This is a genomic window from Reinekea sp. G2M2-21 (assembly GCF_015687175.1).
Lineage (GTDB): Bacteria > Pseudomonadota > Gammaproteobacteria > Pseudomonadales > Natronospirillaceae > Reinekea.
Window position 1 is genome coordinate 56,156 of record NZ_JADPQG010000004.1, and the last position, 16,369, is coordinate 72,524.

At 50.5% G+C, this 16,369-nt stretch carries 11 protein-coding genes; 5 read left to right on the forward strand and 6 right to left on the reverse strand.

Annotated elements, in window-relative coordinates:
• Positions 1-80: 80 nt before the first annotated feature.
• From IYN85_RS15445 to IYN85_RS15455, 3 genes are all read right to left on the reverse strand, one after another.
• Positions 81-926 carry a hypothetical protein gene (locus IYN85_RS15445; protein WP_196159823.1) on the reverse strand — a complete coding sequence of 282 codons (846 nt, stop codon included), beginning with the start codon at positions 924-926 and terminating at the stop codon, positions 81-83.
• A gap of 116 nt (positions 927-1,042) precedes the next feature.
• Entirely contained in the window at positions 1,043-2,905 is a 1,863-nt protein-coding gene (locus tag IYN85_RS15450) for a monovalent cation:proton antiporter-2 (CPA2) family protein (RefSeq protein WP_196159824.1), read from the reverse strand.
• Positions 2,906-3,108: 203 nt separating this feature from the next.
• Positions 3,109-3,792 carry a glutathione S-transferase N-terminal domain-containing protein gene (locus tag IYN85_RS15455; RefSeq protein WP_196159825.1) on the reverse strand — a complete coding sequence of 228 codons (684 nt, stop codon included), beginning with the start codon at positions 3,790-3,792 and terminating at the stop codon, positions 3,109-3,111.
• Between the two features lie 149 nt (positions 3,793-3,941).
• Here IYN85_RS15455 and IYN85_RS15460 point away from each other — a divergent pair, with 149 nt between their 5' ends.
• The 4 genes from IYN85_RS15460 (at position 3,942) to IYN85_RS15475 (ending at position 6,739) form a co-directional block, all read left to right on the forward strand.
• On the forward strand, positions 3,942-4,469 hold the full coding sequence (locus tag IYN85_RS15460) for a DNA topology modulation protein (RefSeq protein ID WP_196159826.1): 528 nt from the start codon (positions 3,942-3,944) through the stop codon (positions 4,467-4,469).
• A gap of 52 nt (positions 4,470-4,521) precedes the next feature.
• Positions 4,522-4,887 (forward strand): MerR family transcriptional regulator, encoded by a 366-nt coding sequence (locus tag IYN85_RS15465; protein WP_196159827.1) that lies wholly within the window; start codon positions 4,522-4,524, stop codon positions 4,885-4,887.
• 18 nt (positions 4,888-4,905) lie between these two features.
• The gene (locus IYN85_RS15470; RefSeq protein ID WP_196159828.1) at positions 4,906-5,622 is read left to right on the forward strand and encodes a nucleotidyltransferase domain-containing protein; all 717 of its coding nucleotides are present in this window, start codon (positions 4,906-4,908) and stop codon (positions 5,620-5,622) included.
• A 160-nt stretch (positions 5,623-5,782) separates the two neighbouring features.
• The gene (locus IYN85_RS15475) at positions 5,783-6,739 is read left to right on the forward strand and encodes an MBL fold metallo-hydrolase (RefSeq protein WP_196159829.1); all 957 of its coding nucleotides are present in this window, start codon (positions 5,783-5,785) and stop codon (positions 6,737-6,739) included.
• A 60-nt stretch (positions 6,740-6,799) separates the two neighbouring features.
• Here IYN85_RS15475 and IYN85_RS15480 read toward each other — a convergent pair whose 3' ends face one another.
• On the reverse strand, positions 6,800-9,913 hold the full coding sequence (locus tag IYN85_RS15480) for a glycosyl hydrolase family 18 protein (protein ID WP_196159830.1): 3,114 nt from the start codon (positions 9,911-9,913) through the stop codon (positions 6,800-6,802).
• A 52-nt stretch (positions 9,914-9,965) separates the two neighbouring features.
• Complete coding sequence (locus IYN85_RS15485) at positions 9,966-12,092, reverse strand: glycosyl hydrolase family 18 protein (RefSeq protein WP_196159831.1); 2,127 nt, start codon at positions 12,090-12,092, stop codon at positions 9,966-9,968.
• A gap of 543 nt (positions 12,093-12,635) precedes the next feature.
• On the opposite strand from IYN85_RS15485, the gene IYN85_RS15490 reads away from it, so the two are divergent.
• Positions 12,636-13,670 (forward strand): GTP-binding protein, encoded by a 1,035-nt coding sequence (locus IYN85_RS15490; RefSeq protein WP_196159832.1) that lies wholly within the window; start codon positions 12,636-12,638, stop codon positions 13,668-13,670.
• Between the two features lie 462 nt (positions 13,671-14,132).
• Here the strand turns inward: IYN85_RS15490 and IYN85_RS15495 are convergent, their stop codons facing one another.
• Positions 14,133-16,361, reverse strand: a complete 2,229-nt coding sequence (locus IYN85_RS15495; protein ID WP_370592215.1) for a nitric-oxide reductase large subunit — start codon at positions 16,359-16,361, stop codon at positions 14,133-14,135.
• Between the last annotated feature and the right edge of the window lie 8 nt (positions 16,362-16,369).

Consider the following 16,369-nt stretch of genomic DNA (forward strand, 5'->3'; position numbering starts at 1 on the left):
TGCTCAATTTTTCATGTTTGCCATGGAAAATCAACTGAGATCCCCATTAGTTTTTCATACCGACAGAGTATGCGGGTGAATTATTCTGGCCACGATTCAGGGTAGGGGTACCAGTACTTTGCTTCGTTGACTATTTTTTGCGTTTCCGGTGTCAAGAGCGGATTGTTGATGACGAACCGTTTGCGTGCGGTAAGGTTGGCTTCTTCTAGAAAGCGTTTTATCTGAGGATGATTATAGAAAAATTCATCAAAGCTACCGTCATTTATAGCGGACATCAGGCCGGTTTCTAGTCTGCTAGCAAGGACTTCATTTTCTTTGCTAACAAAGAAGTAAATGGGTGCTCGGTATGACAGGAGAATGTTGGAGTCTACAGTCAGGTTCATGTCTGGATGAGCTGCGACTTCTTCGTAGGGTTCTACCACGCCGCGCGGAAAGTAGTCGAAGCGTTTTTCACTGAGCATTTTGAAGAGGCTCTGGTAGGACGGTGACGTGACTACTGGAAATCCCGATCTACGGAGTATGTCGGTGTCTGGCCAGTCGTGACCCTGTCCGGCTTTTAACTGCTGCAGTTGATACAAGCTCTCAATGTTAGCGAACTGTTGCGCGTCTGGTTTTCGGATAATAAAGATTCGGTATCCTAATAAACCTTTTTGCAATGGAATGCGAATGGGGCGCAGCATCTGTTCATTTTTGGGAGATGTCATACTCCAAAGGATATTGATTCGGTCGTTGGCCGCAATTAACGCCGCCGCGCGCGATTGAACAATAATGTCTCTGGAGAAGGTCAACTCATAATCACCGAACTCGTCGCGTGTTTTTTCCATGATGAGTGTCAGTAAGTCAATGAAGTACTTGTCTCTGACATCACCGTCTGCTGATGGAGGCCGATAGCTGATAATTGTTTTCGCATCAACGGTAACGAACATACATATCAGCACTACTGCTAGAAGGGCTCTCATGAATTGTAGGCCTGTCTCTATTTTTGTTTTTAGAATAGTCCAAAAACTATTTCAGCGCACATTAAGTGCGCCATTTTAGGTCATCATTCTTCTGGATGAGCGTGCACGCTTTTGCCCAGAAGGTCTTCTTCCCATTCTTTGGTTATTTTCCGCACCATCTCGACAAATTCCGGGTTTTGGCTTGACGGAACATCTTGCTTATACACCTCCGCTGTTGCCAGCATGGCTTCTCGATCTCGCTGATTGAACTCTACAACGAGCGCTTCAGCCTGCTCACGGGTATAGCCGAGTGCTTCATAGGCTGAGCGTCCCATGCGCAGGGAGCTGTCGTAGGTTTCACGGACAATGTCCCGACACCCGGCAAACCAGAGATCATACACGTGGGTACGGTCCCTGGCGCGCGATATGATATGTACGTGCGGATAGTGTTTTGAGATGTATTTAACGAGGTCTGTAATGTGTTCACGGTCATCAATAGCAATAACCAGCATCTTGGCATTTTCAATGCCCGCCGCGTGCAGTAAATCCGGGCGTGTACCATCACCAAAAAAAACTGTGAAGCCAAAGCGACGCAGCATTTCCAATTGTGAAGAGCTATAGTCGATTACTGTTGTTTTATACCCCAGGCCGCGAATCATACGGTTTACAATGCCACCCACACGACCGTGGCCGATAATGATGATGTCTGTTTTCTCATCGATCACATCGGCTTCACGTTCTGGTGTCGCGAACTTGGGAGCGATTACCTTGTCGAGAAAGATAAATAGCAGCGGAGTGAACAGCATAGAAAGGGCGACCACAAGCATCAGTTTGTCCGCGATATCCGTTGGAATCACCGAACTGGCGACCGTAAAGCTGAGCAAGACAAAGCCGAATTCACCGGCTTGAGCCAGGCCGATTGCCATGAGCCAGCGGTCGTAGCCATTCACTCTGAATATCTTGCCGAGGATCAGCAGAACACTGGCCTTCAACGCCATTAATCCAAAAGTTAACGCGAGGATGAGTCCCACATTGTCAAACAATAGAGAAAAGTTAATGCTTGCGCCCACAGTGATAAAGAATAAACCCAGCAGTAAGCCTTTGAACGGGTTGATATCGGATTCCAGTTCATGACGATACTCACTGTTGGCCAGAACTACTCCGGCCAGGAAGGTGCCCAACGCGGGAGACAAGCCCACTAACGACATTAATAATGCAATGCCGATAACCATCATTAATGCCGTCGCGGTGAACAGCTCCCTCAGCTTCGCGGTAGAAATGAAGCGAAATAGGGGGCGGGTAAGGTAACTGCCCACAAACAGGACAAAAGCAACGGCAGCAACAGTGACTAAGGCGGTTTGCCAGCCATTAAGACCGTCCACGAGGCTTAGCGTGTTACCATGACCATCATCTGCGGCGTGTTCAGCTGCGGCGTGCGTGATGTCCAATAGTTCAGGTAACGCCAATAAGGGGATCAATGCGAGCATAGGAATTACCGCAATATCCTGAAACAGCAATACCGAAAAGCTGGCCTGACCACCGTCGCTTTTCATTAAGCCTTTTTCATTCAATGTTTGCAGAACAATAGCGGTGGACGACAACGCAAACACCAAGCCGATGGCCAGCGCAACAGACCAAGGCTGCCCCATCAACATGGCGATAATCATAACAGCCGTGGTGGTGCCGGTTACCTGTAAACCACCCAGCCCCAATAATTTGTGACGCATGTTCCACAGCATCTTGGGTTCCAACTCTAACCCAACCAGAAACAGCATCATGACCACGCCAAACTCGGCAAAATGCTGAATTGAGACGACATCCACGTGCAGAAGATTCAGTAAGGGTGCGATTACGACACCGGCGATCAAATAGCCCAGCACTGAGCCCAGCCCCAGTTTGGTGGCGATTGGCACAGCAATAACACCCGATACCAGCAGTATTGTGGCTAACAACAGAAAATCGGTCATCGTTTACGCATCCGTTTAAATATGAGAATTAACGGCAAAGTATAGCGTGAACAATCGCATGTAAAGAAAATGCAGATGGAACGTAATTGAATGCGGAGAGAAGAAATGCACAGCCTGGCCCTAACCTCGTTCTTAAGTCCAGAGTAGAACTCCCCTTAAGCGATATGGTGAAATTTTCGGGCTAGGCGGCTGTGCTAAGCGGGTTAGCCTCCAACCACAGAGCCACGTTGCACGCTTGGCAGGTCGTAGAAGCGGCCCCGGTATTGCTCGACTAATGGGTAGTTGTTGGTGCCTAGTTCATCATGGCCTTCGTACCAGTCCAGGCCTTTAATCCATGGGGCAATGGCAATATCTGCCACGGTCAAGTCGTCGCCCATAATCCAGGGGCGACCATCCTGCAGACGTTTTTCTAACACACCTAAAATGCGTTGGCTTTCATCACGGTAGCGGTGCATCCCATAGTCGTCCGTTGTTTTATCGGCGGCGTACTTATAAAAATGCCCAAACTGACCAAACATAGGTCCGACATGACCTACCTGGAAAAACAGCCATTGAATGGTTTCCCAACGTTTCGCAGGGTCTGATGGTAACAGCTTGCCGGTCTTTTCAGCCAAGTACAGCAGAATGGCACCGGATTCCATAAACGATATAGGCTCCCCATTTGGGCCATAAGGGTCGATGATTGAGGGAATCTTGTTGTTCGGGTTAATCTTCAGGTAATCTTCGTCGAATTGATCACCCTCCATAATGTTGATTTGATGCGCTTCGTACGGCAAACCAATCTCTTCAAGCATGATGGAAACTTTCTGGCCATTGGGCGTCGGAAGCGTATAAAGCTGAATGATGCCAGGGTTGGTGGCAGGCCAGCGTTTTGGGAAATCGGGCATTTTTCTCTCCAGAGGGTATGTTGTGGCCAATATGCGTTGGCTGAGCAAACTACGTGTGGGTGAAACGGTGATATTCAAGTTACGCAGTGTCGGTTTCTGCGGACCAATGTTTTATAAGCTTAGATACAAAGTCATAGAAAGGGCGAGACATGAAGAAAATTGCCATTGTGGGTTCTGGGGGGGCAGGGAAGTCGACCTTGGCCCGTCGCTTAGGTTATGTGCTGGGTTTGCCGGTGGTGCATTTGGACAACCATTTTTGGCAGCGGGGCTGGGTTGAGACAGAGCGGAGCCGTTGGATCGAAATACAGCAGGGCTTCGTAAGCCAAGAGGAATGGATCATCGATGGCAACTATGGCGGTACGATGGACGTACGCTTCGCACAGGCCGATACCATCATATACCTGAATTTAAGCCGATATCGCTGTATTTGGCGGGCGATCAAGCGTCGGATTATGTACCACGGGAAAGCCCGCCCCGATATGAACAACGGCTGTACCGAACGATTGGATTTCCAGTTTCTGAAATGGCTTTGGCGTTACCCTCGCGATACTCACCCCATTACTTGGTCGCATATCGAAAAAGTCGCCGACCGGGCGCAAGTGATTCAATTGAAAACCCCGGGACAGGTGCGCCTGTTTTTAAAAGACATGACTCGTGTTGAGCAAACAGACATTTGAATTTTTTCAACGAAGACCCATGGTGATGTGTTATCAACGAGGACGCTAGCTTATGTATATCGGTGAGTTTGCACAGCAGTGCGGCGTTAGTGTAAAAACAGTACGTTATTATGAGCAGTTAGGGTTGTTGCCTGAGGTGCAACGGCAGGGTAAGTACCGCGTGTTCGATGACGCGGCTCAAGAACGAATGCAGCTGATTCAATTGTGTAAAAAACATGGTTTGACGTTGGCGGAAATTGAAGAATTTATCCGTTATCAAACGCAATCGTCTGTTGACAGGTGCCAACGAACCTTAACCTATATTCACCGAAAAAAAAGAGAGTTTTCGGAGCAGATTCAAACCTTGCAGGAAAAGGTGAGCCAGTTGCAGCAACTGGAATCTAAGGTTCGTGAAAATTTGTCTGTCGAGCGCGTGTGATGTGATCGCGCTTTTTTTGTGTTAAATCTGATCATTAAACATGAACACGCTAAGCCGGTGAGGTTCAGTAATTTCTACCAAGCAGGAAGGACCAACCTGATAGAAATCGCATTACAAGCAGCCGAAGATCTGACAAAAAAGCATAATCCTGAATTTATCGTTCTCTATGGGTCTATTGCTCGTGGTGATTATGCGGATGAAAGTGATATCGATCTCGCTTGTTTTTGTGAGAATCCTTCGGTTTCAAAAGATGTTCGTTTGTTTAAAGGTAAGAAACTTGATTGCTGGTTGTATTCTCTCTCGGAAGCCGTGCCAGAGAAAAAAGAGTTCCTGAGGTTTGTCGGTGGAAGATTATTGCTTGATAAACACGGTGAAGGACGTCAGTTCTTAACAGAGGTTACGCAGGTGTTTGAAGTCGGACCTGAACCGATTAAACCGGATGCCACCGATCACCTGAAAGAGTGGGCAAAAAATATGTTGCACAGAGCAGCGGGAAACTCTGTAGAAGCACAATATCGGAGAACTTGGCTTCCCTGTGCTTTGCTGGAAATTTATTTCGAACTCAGAAATCGTTGGTACCTCGGGTCGAAACAGAGTTTTTCCTGGCTAAGTGAAAACGATGTCACCACTTTAGTATTATTCGAAAAGGCGTTTGCAAACCCGACTGATTTAGAGGTCCTTTCGGCGTTGGTGAGTGCCACGTTAAATACCGATCATGCGCAGTCTTCTGGTTGAATTAAATTAATACAGTAGAAAGTCATTATTTCTGCAATTGACGCGCCTTATGCGATTCCTCTGGTTTACGCTGAAGACCCAGTTCAATTTATACAAAGCTTGACTCTACCCTATAGGGCAGAGTGTAGAGTGCATAAAACGTAGTCGAGAGAATTATTTTATGCACCTATCATTTCAATCCCTGACTGACGCTGTGAAGCGTTTTTTCCGACGTCCTGTTCGTGCTGTTTTGTTTGCAATGGCGGTGGCATTTCTTCTTCTGGCCTGGTTGTTTATACCGCCGTCACCCGCGTTGACGGAGTTCAAGGTCGGCACGGTTTCCAATAAGGGTTGGACCTCTGTGCTGAATCATCCGGTTGATTTAAATGTACAGGTCTTGCGTGTTGGTGCTATCCAGATGGATCGAAATTCACTGCTGCAGCAAGGTCCGCAAGATTGGTCAGAGCGGTACGCTGCGCTCGCCGTAAAAGCCTATGTGTTTGAACACCCGAACTATGGTCTGTTCGCCATTGATGCGGGGTTTCACCGTTCGTTCGCGGACCAAAATGAAGGGAATTATAACGGGTTGATGCGTGTCATGGTTAAACTGTCGAACATTGAGAATTCTTTGACCACACCAGCGTTGGATGCACTGATCCCGGTGAATACGTTGAAAGGTATGTTCCTTACGCATCTGCATCCGGACCATACTTCCGGGATCGAATCGTTTCCGGCGGACATGCCGGTGATTGCCGACGTCCGAGAATACGATTGGCTCGGGAAACTGATCAATACGGATTTACTGGAAAAGCATCGACATTGGCAATACTTGTCGTTTGAACATGCCGCGTCCATCGCGCCCTTTAACGAGGTGTTGGATGTGTTCGGCGATGGCTCGGTTTGGGCATTGTCGACTAGGGGACATTCCGCTGGTCACGTGTCCTATTTGCTGAATGACACAAAAGGCGCTGTGTTGGTTACAGGAGATGCTAGCCATTTTGGGTTCGGTTTTCATCAGCGTTTGGCACCCGCCGCGCCGGGTGAAACAAACAAGCAGTTTGCGCGGCAAAGCTTGAATGCGTTGGTGTCATTTGCTGAGCAATTTCCACAGGTACGGGTTGAGTTGGGGCACGAATAGTCAGGCCAAAAAAAGACCCGCCGAGAGGCGGGTCAACTCGTGTGAGGCTGCCTTAGCTGGTTACAGGTTGCATTCCAGCGCCCAAGAGCTGTCGCTGCCGGGTTCGGTTTGTGTGTACCAAAGCGCGTTCCAGATTGCGTTGTTGTGTACCATTTGGTCGCCGGCATTGGCATGGTCCGGGTTACCAGCCCAGTCGGTTTGTGGCCAGTTCGGGTATACCGCAACGCCGGTGGCGTCGCAGCTGCCGTCGCCACCGCCATTGTTGCCGCCGTTATCGCCACCGTTGTTACCGCCCGTGCTTAGATCGGCAATCGGCAAGCTTGGGTATTCCTGAGCAGTACCATACCGGTTGCTACCTACGATAACTTCCACACCCGTTGGGCGCGGAACCGGCAGGTAATAGTTCATGGTAACGTCTACTTCGGCACCGGCCGCCAATGTTTGCCAAGCAGGCAACGTCAGGCTGACACGATGGAAAGTGTTTTGCAGACCACCAACGTTGTTGCCGGCAGGGTTACTGCCATCACTGATGACTTTTAGGTTCATACCTGACTGATCATTAATGACACTCGATGTTGCCGTTGGCATGTTGAATTCAATGGTCACGCCACCGGGAATGTCTTGTGTGCCATTGTTTTTAATGCGCAGGGTTGGGTTTAGTGGGTAGTTGTTATCGCCGACCTTGTAGTTCAAAAAGTCGTAAGCGAGGTCAACCACTTCGGTGGGCGCAGTGATGTTATCAGCGGTGACATTGCCATAGGGTGATGCGTTGCCGAACGCGTTGTACGCAATACTGGTAAGAGTATCACCGATGAAGTATTCACCCGCGCCGTTGTTGCGTTCTGGGTACCAGGCGTAGTCGCCCGCCAATTCCCAAAACATAATGCCGCCCACGCCTTGGTCAATCACGTACTGAACTTTTGCCGTCATTGACTGTTCGTCTTCGGTGGAAATGAATACGCCGTTCTGTGCGTTCCAGAGCCAAGGCGCTTCCGCGACGCTGTCGTAATGGCGGTTGTAGGTGCCACTGAGCGTGGTGTTTGCATCGAAACCATAGGCAGGCAGGTAAGAACCGGCGATGCCGTTTTCCAGATTTTTCGCATGCCACATTGGGTTGGAGCCTGCGCCCAGTTCAACGCCGTTCTTGTCTTTGTCGTGCCATAGGTTGTTAATGCCGAGTGCACCGTAACCGCAAGGTGAGGATACACCGGTGCCCGTTGGGCAATCGGATTGCGACGGTAACGCAGCTTTACCCCAAAGACCATTGGTGCCACCGGTGACATTTTCCCAACCGCGAGTGTAGTATGGCACGCCAATGTTCAAACGACCGGCGGGCAATGCACCCCGGAAGTAATGGACGGCCCAGTCTGTATTCAGGTAACCGATTTTCCCGTATTGCGCAGTCCCGTAAACGTTCCCTTCTTCCAGTTCCAGGTCAGCGCCGGTGTCGTACAGAGCCGCATTGTGGCCAACGTAATCGTTCCAGGCGCCGTGCAGGTCGTAAGACATGATATTGACGTAATCCAAGTACGGCGTGACATCAAAATCTTCCATGCCGCGCAGCAGGTAAGCGGATGAAGGCGACGCGATGGTGAGCATGTAGTGTGTGCCATCGGCAGCCGACGCTTTGTCCAATTCTTCGCGCAGAGTTTTCATCAGGACCTGATACGAAGCCCAGAGCTTGCCGCGTTGGGCATCTGAAATCCAGTAGTCGTCTGGATTACCAGCACCGGTCATGGAGCTTGGGTATTCGTAATCGATATCGACACCGTCGAAGCCATAGGTACGGATAAATGCCACCGCCGACTGAGCAAAAGTTTGGATACCTGCGGTGTTCACTGACCCATCAGCGTTGGTGGTCATGCTGTAGAAACCACCGCTATTAACACGTGCGCCGGTATCATCGAAGAAACCACCTGTTTCAGCCCAGCCGCCAACAGAGATCAACGTTTTCACGTGTGGGTATTGCTTCTTAAATTTGTTCAGCAAATTGAAATGACCGTTGTAATTATACGCAGGATCCATTTCGGCACCGACCACGCCTGGCCAGGTTAAGCCGGTGGCTGCGTTCTTCGGATCGTTAACGTCGCCGACCGAAATACGATTTTGATCATCAATGTGCGCGAACGCGTAATTAATGTGCGTCAGTTTTTGCCAGGGAATATCGCTGGCCAGGTAGCTCGGTTGACCGTTGACACCGGTACGCCAGCTGGTGAAGTAACCGATGATGCGACGGTTATGGTTAGCGCCTAAACGCTCGCGTCCGTTCTCGTCATACACCGAGCAATAAGGCACATCGATACCGGTTGTTTGATACAAACCTTCCGGTTGGCAGCTGGCCGTTGGTGGCGGCGGCATGTCGTTTCCGACGGTGGCTGCAACTACACTCGCGGTTGAAACTGCACCCTCATTGTCGGTCGCGATTGCCGACAACTGGAACGAGCCAGCGGTGTTCGCGAGCCAATCGGTACTGAACGGCGCGGTTGTATCAACGGCTAAAGAAACACCATCTACAAAGAATTCGACGTGAGCAACGCTGCCGTCTGCGTCAGACGCGGATGCCGCAATAGCGACCGAATCGCCCACGGCAATTTGCGCGTTGGACGATGGCGAAGTTAAGCTGACTTGCGGGATTTCATTGCCCGGAGTCACGGTGGTCCCGGTCACGGACACCGACGCTTCAGCGTACAGATTATCGTTGTCTTTCGCGCGAGCAGTAATGGTGTGAGTGCCGGCGGTGAGCGTCCAGACGGTCGCGTAAGGCGCATTGGTCAACGTCGCGACGCTGTTGCCATCGACTTGAAAAACTACTTCCACGACGCTGCCGTCGCTGTCACTTGCGTTCGCAGACAAAGTCAGTTGCGTGCCTTCGTCATAGCTTCCGGCAACTGGATCGACCAAGCTGACTGACGGTGGTGTTAACGGTGGCTCGATGATGATGCCGTCGCAGTCACCCAAAGAAGACCACTCTTGATAGTCGCCACTGCGCAGTACAGGGTCGTTGCCACGAGTCCAGTAGTTCGCCTGATAGGCGACGTCCTGATGCTGTATTTTAGCGCCACCGCTGTAAGCGATACTGGCGTTCCAGGCATTCAGTCCATCACAGTTATAAGCATACGCACCCGTGGTCAGGCTCATCCCGGCCAGGGCACTGATCAAAATTTTCTTATTCATAGTTCACTCCGAAAACCCGCGCCGAAGCGCGGGTTTTTATTAGCGGTTGCGTTTAAGGTTGGCTGTGACCAAGCCCCTGATGCATAGCGTTCAGGATGGAGCCGTTGTCGGCATCAATTTCCCAGGCAAATATTCCGCCCAGATTATTCTGCACAACGTATTCACCTTTGGCCTGAACCGAACGAGGTGTGTCGAATGTGATAAGGGCTCCGTTTGTGTAATCCCACAGGTAGGACGCTTTGGCAATGTCATCCCATTTCAGCTGGAAGCCGTTGATACCATTGCCGCTTTCGCCACCCTGATATTTGGAGACGATGACTTTGTAGTCTTCAATCCCTTTCTCCCAGCTGCCGGTAATGCCTTCACCACCTGTGCCCGTGAACGGATAGTCCGGTTGACCACCGGTGACGCCTTTCCAGCCACGACCGTACATGGCTGCGCCGAGAGAGATTTTTTGTGGTGGTACATTGCGCGACAACAGATGTTGTACGGCATCGTGTGCGCTGTAGCCCGCGATAGCTGCATCTGGCGCCGCGTACAAACCAGTTTGATGTCCCAGGGTGCCGTTCCAGGCGCCGTAGTAGTCATAGGTCATCAGATTGATGTAATCCATGTATTGCGCAGCATTTTCCCAATCGATTTTGGACAGCTTTTCAACACCGCCACTCATGGCAGCCGTCAGTTGATACGTGCGACCAGTTTCTAATGCCAGTGCATCCAACGCTTCACGCAGTTCTTTCATCAGAATGGCAAAACCAACGCCATCTTCCGGTGTGCCGAGTGTGGTGTTTGCACCGCCGCCGCCTGGGAATTCCCAATCGATGTCGATACCGTCAAAGAAGTCGTACTCTTTGATGAACGCGATGATGGAGTTGATAAATACCGCGCGTGCCGCTGGGTTTACGCCAATGTCGTAAAGCGGGTCTGAGAGCGTCCAGCCACCTACGGAAGGCAGAATCACCAAGTCAGGTTGTGCTTTGCTCAGTCGGTACAGCTGACCGAAAACGCCACGCACTTCCTGGTCCCAAACATCGCCTGGGTAATTTTTTTCTAGCGCGGCGAACTTGTCATGCACAACAACTTCGTAATCCTGTTTGCCGGAACATTGGCTGACTAATGCAGAATAACCTTGCGCGTTTGCTTCCTGTAACGAGCTGTTCGGCCCACAGACAGGAATAAAGCCATAGTAGATGTGCGTCAGGTTGGTGGATGGGATGTCGGCCACATGGTAGTTGCGGCCATAAATACCCCATTCCACGAAATAGGCGCCCACTTGTTTGTTTGTGGTATTGGTAAATGCAACGTTGTTCTGCTTCAGTGGTTGAGGCCAACCGGTGGTGTCCCAGTCATCACTGCCGGTCGGTCCACCCGTTACCTTAACGGTGGTGGCAGCGGAATCGGTACACAACTCAGCAGTGGCATTGCTGTCACACAAACTGACGATGTACTGATTGTCGCCATTGGCGGTAACCGTCACAGGAACAGAACCACTTTGCGCATTTGGGCTGTTTGCCGAAATGCTCGCACTATGGATTTGCGTGCCGTTTTCGTACAAGTACCACTTATTGCCGTTTGCACCGCTCCACATATTCCACGTCAGTGTGAAAGTGGCCGAACCACTGGCAATGTTCTGCTCGCCAATCCAAGCGATAGCAGGCGTTGCCGGTTTCACTAAATCTGTCGGCTCGGTTGGATCCGTAGGATCGGTTGGGTCTGTTGGGTCTGTTGGGTCTGTTGGGTCTGTTGGGTCTGTTGGGTCTGTTGGGTCTGTTGGGTCTGTTGGGTCTGTTGGGTCTGTTGGGTCTGTAGGATCTGTAGGATCTGTCGTTCCGTTAGCCACGGTAATGGTGACAGGGTTACTGACCGCACAACCGTCTGCGTTGCAAAGTTCTACAATCAGCTCATGAGACCCGGCACTGTAACCGGTAGTGCAAGAGCCCGTTTGAGCATTCTGACCGCTAATCGTCAGGGAGCCTTCACAGATAGGTGCGTTATTGTCTTTTAAGCGCCATTGATTACCGTTTTCACCCCACCACATATTCCAGGTGACGGAAATGTTGTCGCCGTTATCGTAGTTGCCGGGCATCCAGGCAATGCCTGGCTTTGCAGGCACCGCAGCTAATGCACTGGTGCTAATGGCGCAAAACAGGCCGGATAGGAGTAGTCGTTTTTTATTCATGGTACATCCTTCGTCGTCTTTGTTATTTTTGTTTGATACCAATTTAATACCATTAAATTGGGTGGACGTAATTTACACAGTTGAGACCCTGGTTTGAAAGTTAGAACCATTTCATTTTTTAGAAGATTGTCACAGTTTTCGGAATGTTGTTAGAAAACAGCAAATGAGATATGTTCTTAACTTATTGTTTTTATTGATTATTAAAGATTTGTTACGTATTGAGAATTTTTGGGAATAACAATGATGAATTTAAGTTGTATTTGGTGGTCCAATTCAAATTGGTCTTAATTTGGTTTGTCTTTTTGGTGAGGTGGCATAACGAGAAAGCATTTCGAATGCGTTTGATCAAAGGTTATTGAAAGGTATTAATCGGTGATGTTGATTGCGATGAGTACGTGATTTCACCGTTTGGCGAGCATGAGCAAGCGCCCCAATGGAGTTGCTGGATGTCATTTGTTCAGTGATACTTTTGCGGTTTTAAGTGCAGCCTCACCGCCCAAGCAGAAGTCGGCGGGCGTGACTTGCGTAATTGGATAAAGGTTTATGAGTTCTAATGCAAAATTAACGGCGATTCCCACGCACATAGTGACGGGTTTTTTGGGTGTCGGGAAAACCACGGCGATATTAAATCTGTTGCAGTTTAAACCCGACAATGAGCGTTGGGCCATTTTAGTGAATGAGTTTGGTGATGTAGGTATTGATGGTGCCTTGCTGAAAAGCCAGCAAATGGGTGGTGATTCTGTTTATATTCGTGAAGTCCCCGGTGGCTGCATGTGTTGCGCCGCCGGTGTACCGATGCAAGTCGCTTTAAATCAACTGTTAAAACATGCTAAGCCGGATCGCTTGATCATTGAGCCGACCGGGCTGGGTCATCCGAAGCAAGTTTTAAAAGCATTGCAAGCAGAGCATTACCAACACGTACTGGCCATTGAAAAGGTGGTTACCTTGGTTGATGCCCGCAAACTCAACCAAGAAAAATACACGCAACACCCAGTATTTAATGATCAGTTAGCCATTGCCGATTGTATTGTTGGTACCAAGTCGGAACTGTATGAAGAAGGTGATGCGCATCGGCTGATTGCCTATGTGCAACAAAAAAAGATGACCACCGAGCCAGTAATGTTTATTGAACGTGGCCAATTGGCTTTGGCTGACATAATTGGCGCGACAAAGCATTCAGCACAGGCATCACCTACTGTACCCGCGCATCAACCGGTTTTTCGTTCCATAGCATTGCAACAACTGCCGAACATATCAGTCATTAATACTCAACTTGGCGCTGAAACCAACGATGGTTACACCAGTATCGGTTGGCAGTTTCCGTCGACGTTTGTGTTTAACCGCCAGCGCGTATTGCAATGGTTGCAAAGTTTAATGACAGAACAACGCATTCAACGGTTGAAGGCTGTATTGACGACGACCGAAGGGTGCTTTGCTTACAATGTCGTTGAAAATGAAATGACGGAAACCAAGGTAGGCTCCAGTGCTGAAAGCCGACTTGAAATAATCGCCGAAGTAATCGATGAGCACTGGCTCCCAGAGCTTCAAGCGTGTGGCGAGCAAACACAGCAGCAATAGCGGGTAGGGTTGCAGCTACTGCGTTTACTAAATTATGCGGGGGTTTAAGTATTGGGAGGAGCGTTCTAATTCAGCGCCTCCGTCGGATCTTCCCATTAACTCTGAAACTATACGAACTTCCGACTCAGGACACTAGGGTTCACGCATTACAGGTCAAAGCATTCAGTCGAATTACATCAAGAATGCGGCTGTTCGACCGAGCACAATATCTGGATGAGCAACAGCGCTGATGGGAAAGGGAGAGCAAGAAGGTCTCCCCTCTTGGAAAGAAAAAACCTCTGAGAAATTCGTTCTTCAAGAAACAAAACCAATCGTCGGACCAGATTAGCCCGTAACGAAGTGTTGAACCAAGTCGCGTTGGCTTTCGAAAATTATATTTAATGGTTACATAAGCCTTAAGTAAGTGCTATTCGGTAAGACCCGCCGCCACTTGGAGACGGGCCAGGGACAGGGTGAGTTCTGTCAGCTCGGTGAGCGACTGCTGGTCAGTTCAGGGGATTGATTGTCCTGACCGCCACAATTCCCGCAGCAGACGGAATCTTCGGTTACTGTTGCCATTGGCACAGACTGATATCGGTCGAACCACAGTCCGCGTACAACCTGCCAGCTGACGGCCAGCGCACCGACAATAAAGACTACGTCGCCAAAGGTGCGGATCCAGCGCAGGGTGACCAGTAAGTCAGTTTGCAGGAAAGCTTCACTGCGCGCATACCATAAACCTTCGGAAGCGCTGGCAAAAAACTGGATGATGCCGACCGGCAACAGGCTGGTAAAGAGCATCAGGGCGAGACCGACATTGAGCCACCAGAAAGCCGTCTTCATCAGCGTTTCACTGAACACCATTTGCGGGCGGATATAGCGCAGCACCAGCAGCACAAAGCCCAGGCCGAGGAATCCATAAACACCGAACAGAGCCGCGTGCGCGTGCGTGGCCGTGGTATTCAGCCCCTGCACGTAGTACAGCGAAATCGGTGGGTTGATCGAGAAGCCCAAGACACCGGCGCCGAGCATATTCCAGAACGCCACAGCAACAAAGAACAGCAGAGGCCACTTGATTTTCAGCATCCACGGCGCGCGTGTTTGCAGACGATAGTGTTCCCAGGCTTCATAGCCCAGCACAATCAGCGGTACGACTTCCAGTGCGCTGAAGACTGCACCAACGGCCATTACCGGTGTAGTGGTACCGGAGAAATACAGGTGGTGGAAGGTTCCCGGAATACCGCCAAGCATAAACAGAGACGCTGAACCCAGTGCGGCAATTGTTGCCATCCGCTTGGAGACAATGCCCATCGATACAAAGATAAAGGCCATGGCCGCGGTCGCAAAGACTTCGAAAAAGCCCTCAACCCACAGGTGGACAATCCACCAACGCCAGTACTCCATTACTGACAGGTGCGTACGGCCGCCGTAGGCAAAACCGGCACCATAGAACAGACCAATAGCCACAACCGAGGCCGAGAACAGCACCAGCAGATGCTTGTCACCGGGTATCTTCAGCGCTGGCACAATGGCGCGCAGCATTAACACCAGCCACACGACTATGCCGGTAAACTTACCGATCTGCCACAGACGACCCAGGTCAACATATTCATAACCCTGATGACCGAGCCAGAAGCTCAGATGCGGTGGAATCACCTGAGCGATGGCCAGGTAGTTACCGATAAACGAACCGGCGACGACCAAGACCAGAGCCCAGAACAGGATGTCGACACCGAGTTTCTGATACCTAGGATCTTTACCGCCATTGATGATGGGCGCCAGAAACAAACCGGCGGCCAGGAAGGCCGTGGCGATCCAGAACATGGCCGCCTGCAGGTGCCAGGTACGGGTCAGACTGTACGGGAAGAATTCAGCGATAAAGTCCAGCCCATAGAAGCTGTCGCCTTCGAGCGTGTAGTGAGCGGTAAGGCCGCCGAGGAACACCTGCAGTGTAAACAGCGCTACGACGATAAACAGGTATTTACCCAGTGACTTCTGGGACGGGGTTAGTTGCAGGCGGGCCAGTGGGTCCTGCTGCGGTGCCGTCAGCTCTTCGTCGTCTTCCTTGCGGAAGAACGCCCAGATCCAGACCAGACCACCGACACCGGCAATGAGTATAACCACACTGACGATGGACCAGACGATGTTTTCCGCCGTTGGAACGTTATCAATCAACGGTTCATGGGGCCAGTTGTTGGTGTAGGTCGCTTCGCCGGGGGTGCGCTCGGTTGCCGCTGCCCAGGCGGTCCAAAAGAAAAACTCGGTCAGGCGCTGACGATACTCGTCATCAGGCAGGGTGACGGTTTTCATCGCATAGTTGGCGCGGGTTTCGGCGAGCGAAGGGTGGCCGCCAAACAGTTTGTCGTAGTGATCGGCCGTCAGCTGTATCGCCTGATAGCGCCGCTGCGAAATAACCAGTTCATTGCGCTCGGCATTAAAGGTGTTCTGTCGATATGCCTTTGACAGCAGGAATTCTAAATCGGCCTGCTGCCGTTCTGAGAGACTGGCGTAGGGGCTTTGGAATTCATCCTGCGCAGCCAGTTCGAGCCAGTTCATCAGCTCACGATGCAGCCAGTCGGCGGTCCAGTCCGGTGCCTGATAAGCGCCGTGTCCCCAGATGGAGCCCAACTGCATACCGCCGACAGACTGCCAGGCATTCTGGCCATCGAGAATCAGAGATTCGGTGGTAATCAGCTCGCCGGAGCTGGTCACGACTTTGT

Bases quoted from the DNA above. Each gene is read 5' to 3' on its own strand.
- IYN85_RS15455 (WP_196159825.1), bottom strand. From the start codon at position 3,792: ATGCCCGATTTCCCAAAACGCTGGCCTGCCACCAACCCTGGCATCATT.
- IYN85_RS15450 (WP_196159824.1), bottom strand. From the start codon at position 2,905: ATGACCGATTTTCTGTTGTTAGCCACAATACTGCTGGTATCGGGTGTT.
- IYN85_RS15485 (WP_196159831.1), bottom strand. From the start codon at position 12,092: ATGAATAAAAAACGACTACTCCTATCCGGCCTGTTTTGCGCCATTAGC.
- IYN85_RS15480 (WP_196159830.1), bottom strand. From the start codon at position 9,913: ATGAATAAGAAAATTTTGATCAGTGCCCTGGCCGGGATGAGCCTGACC.
- IYN85_RS15460 (WP_196159826.1), top strand. From the start codon at position 3,942: ATGAAGAAAATTGCCATTGTGGGTTCTGGGGGGGCAGGGAAGTCGACC.
- IYN85_RS15465 (WP_196159827.1), top strand. From the start codon at position 4,522: ATGTATATCGGTGAGTTTGCACAGCAGTGCGGCGTTAGTGTAAAAACA.
- IYN85_RS15490 (WP_196159832.1), top strand. From the start codon at position 12,636: ATGAGTTCTAATGCAAAATTAACGGCGATTCCCACGCACATAGTGACG.
- IYN85_RS15475 (WP_196159829.1), top strand. From the start codon at position 5,783: ATGCACCTATCATTTCAATCCCTGACTGACGCTGTGAAGCGTTTTTTC.
- IYN85_RS15445 (WP_196159823.1), bottom strand. From the start codon at position 926: ATGTTCGTTACCGTTGATGCGAAAACAATTATCAGCTATCGGCCTCCA.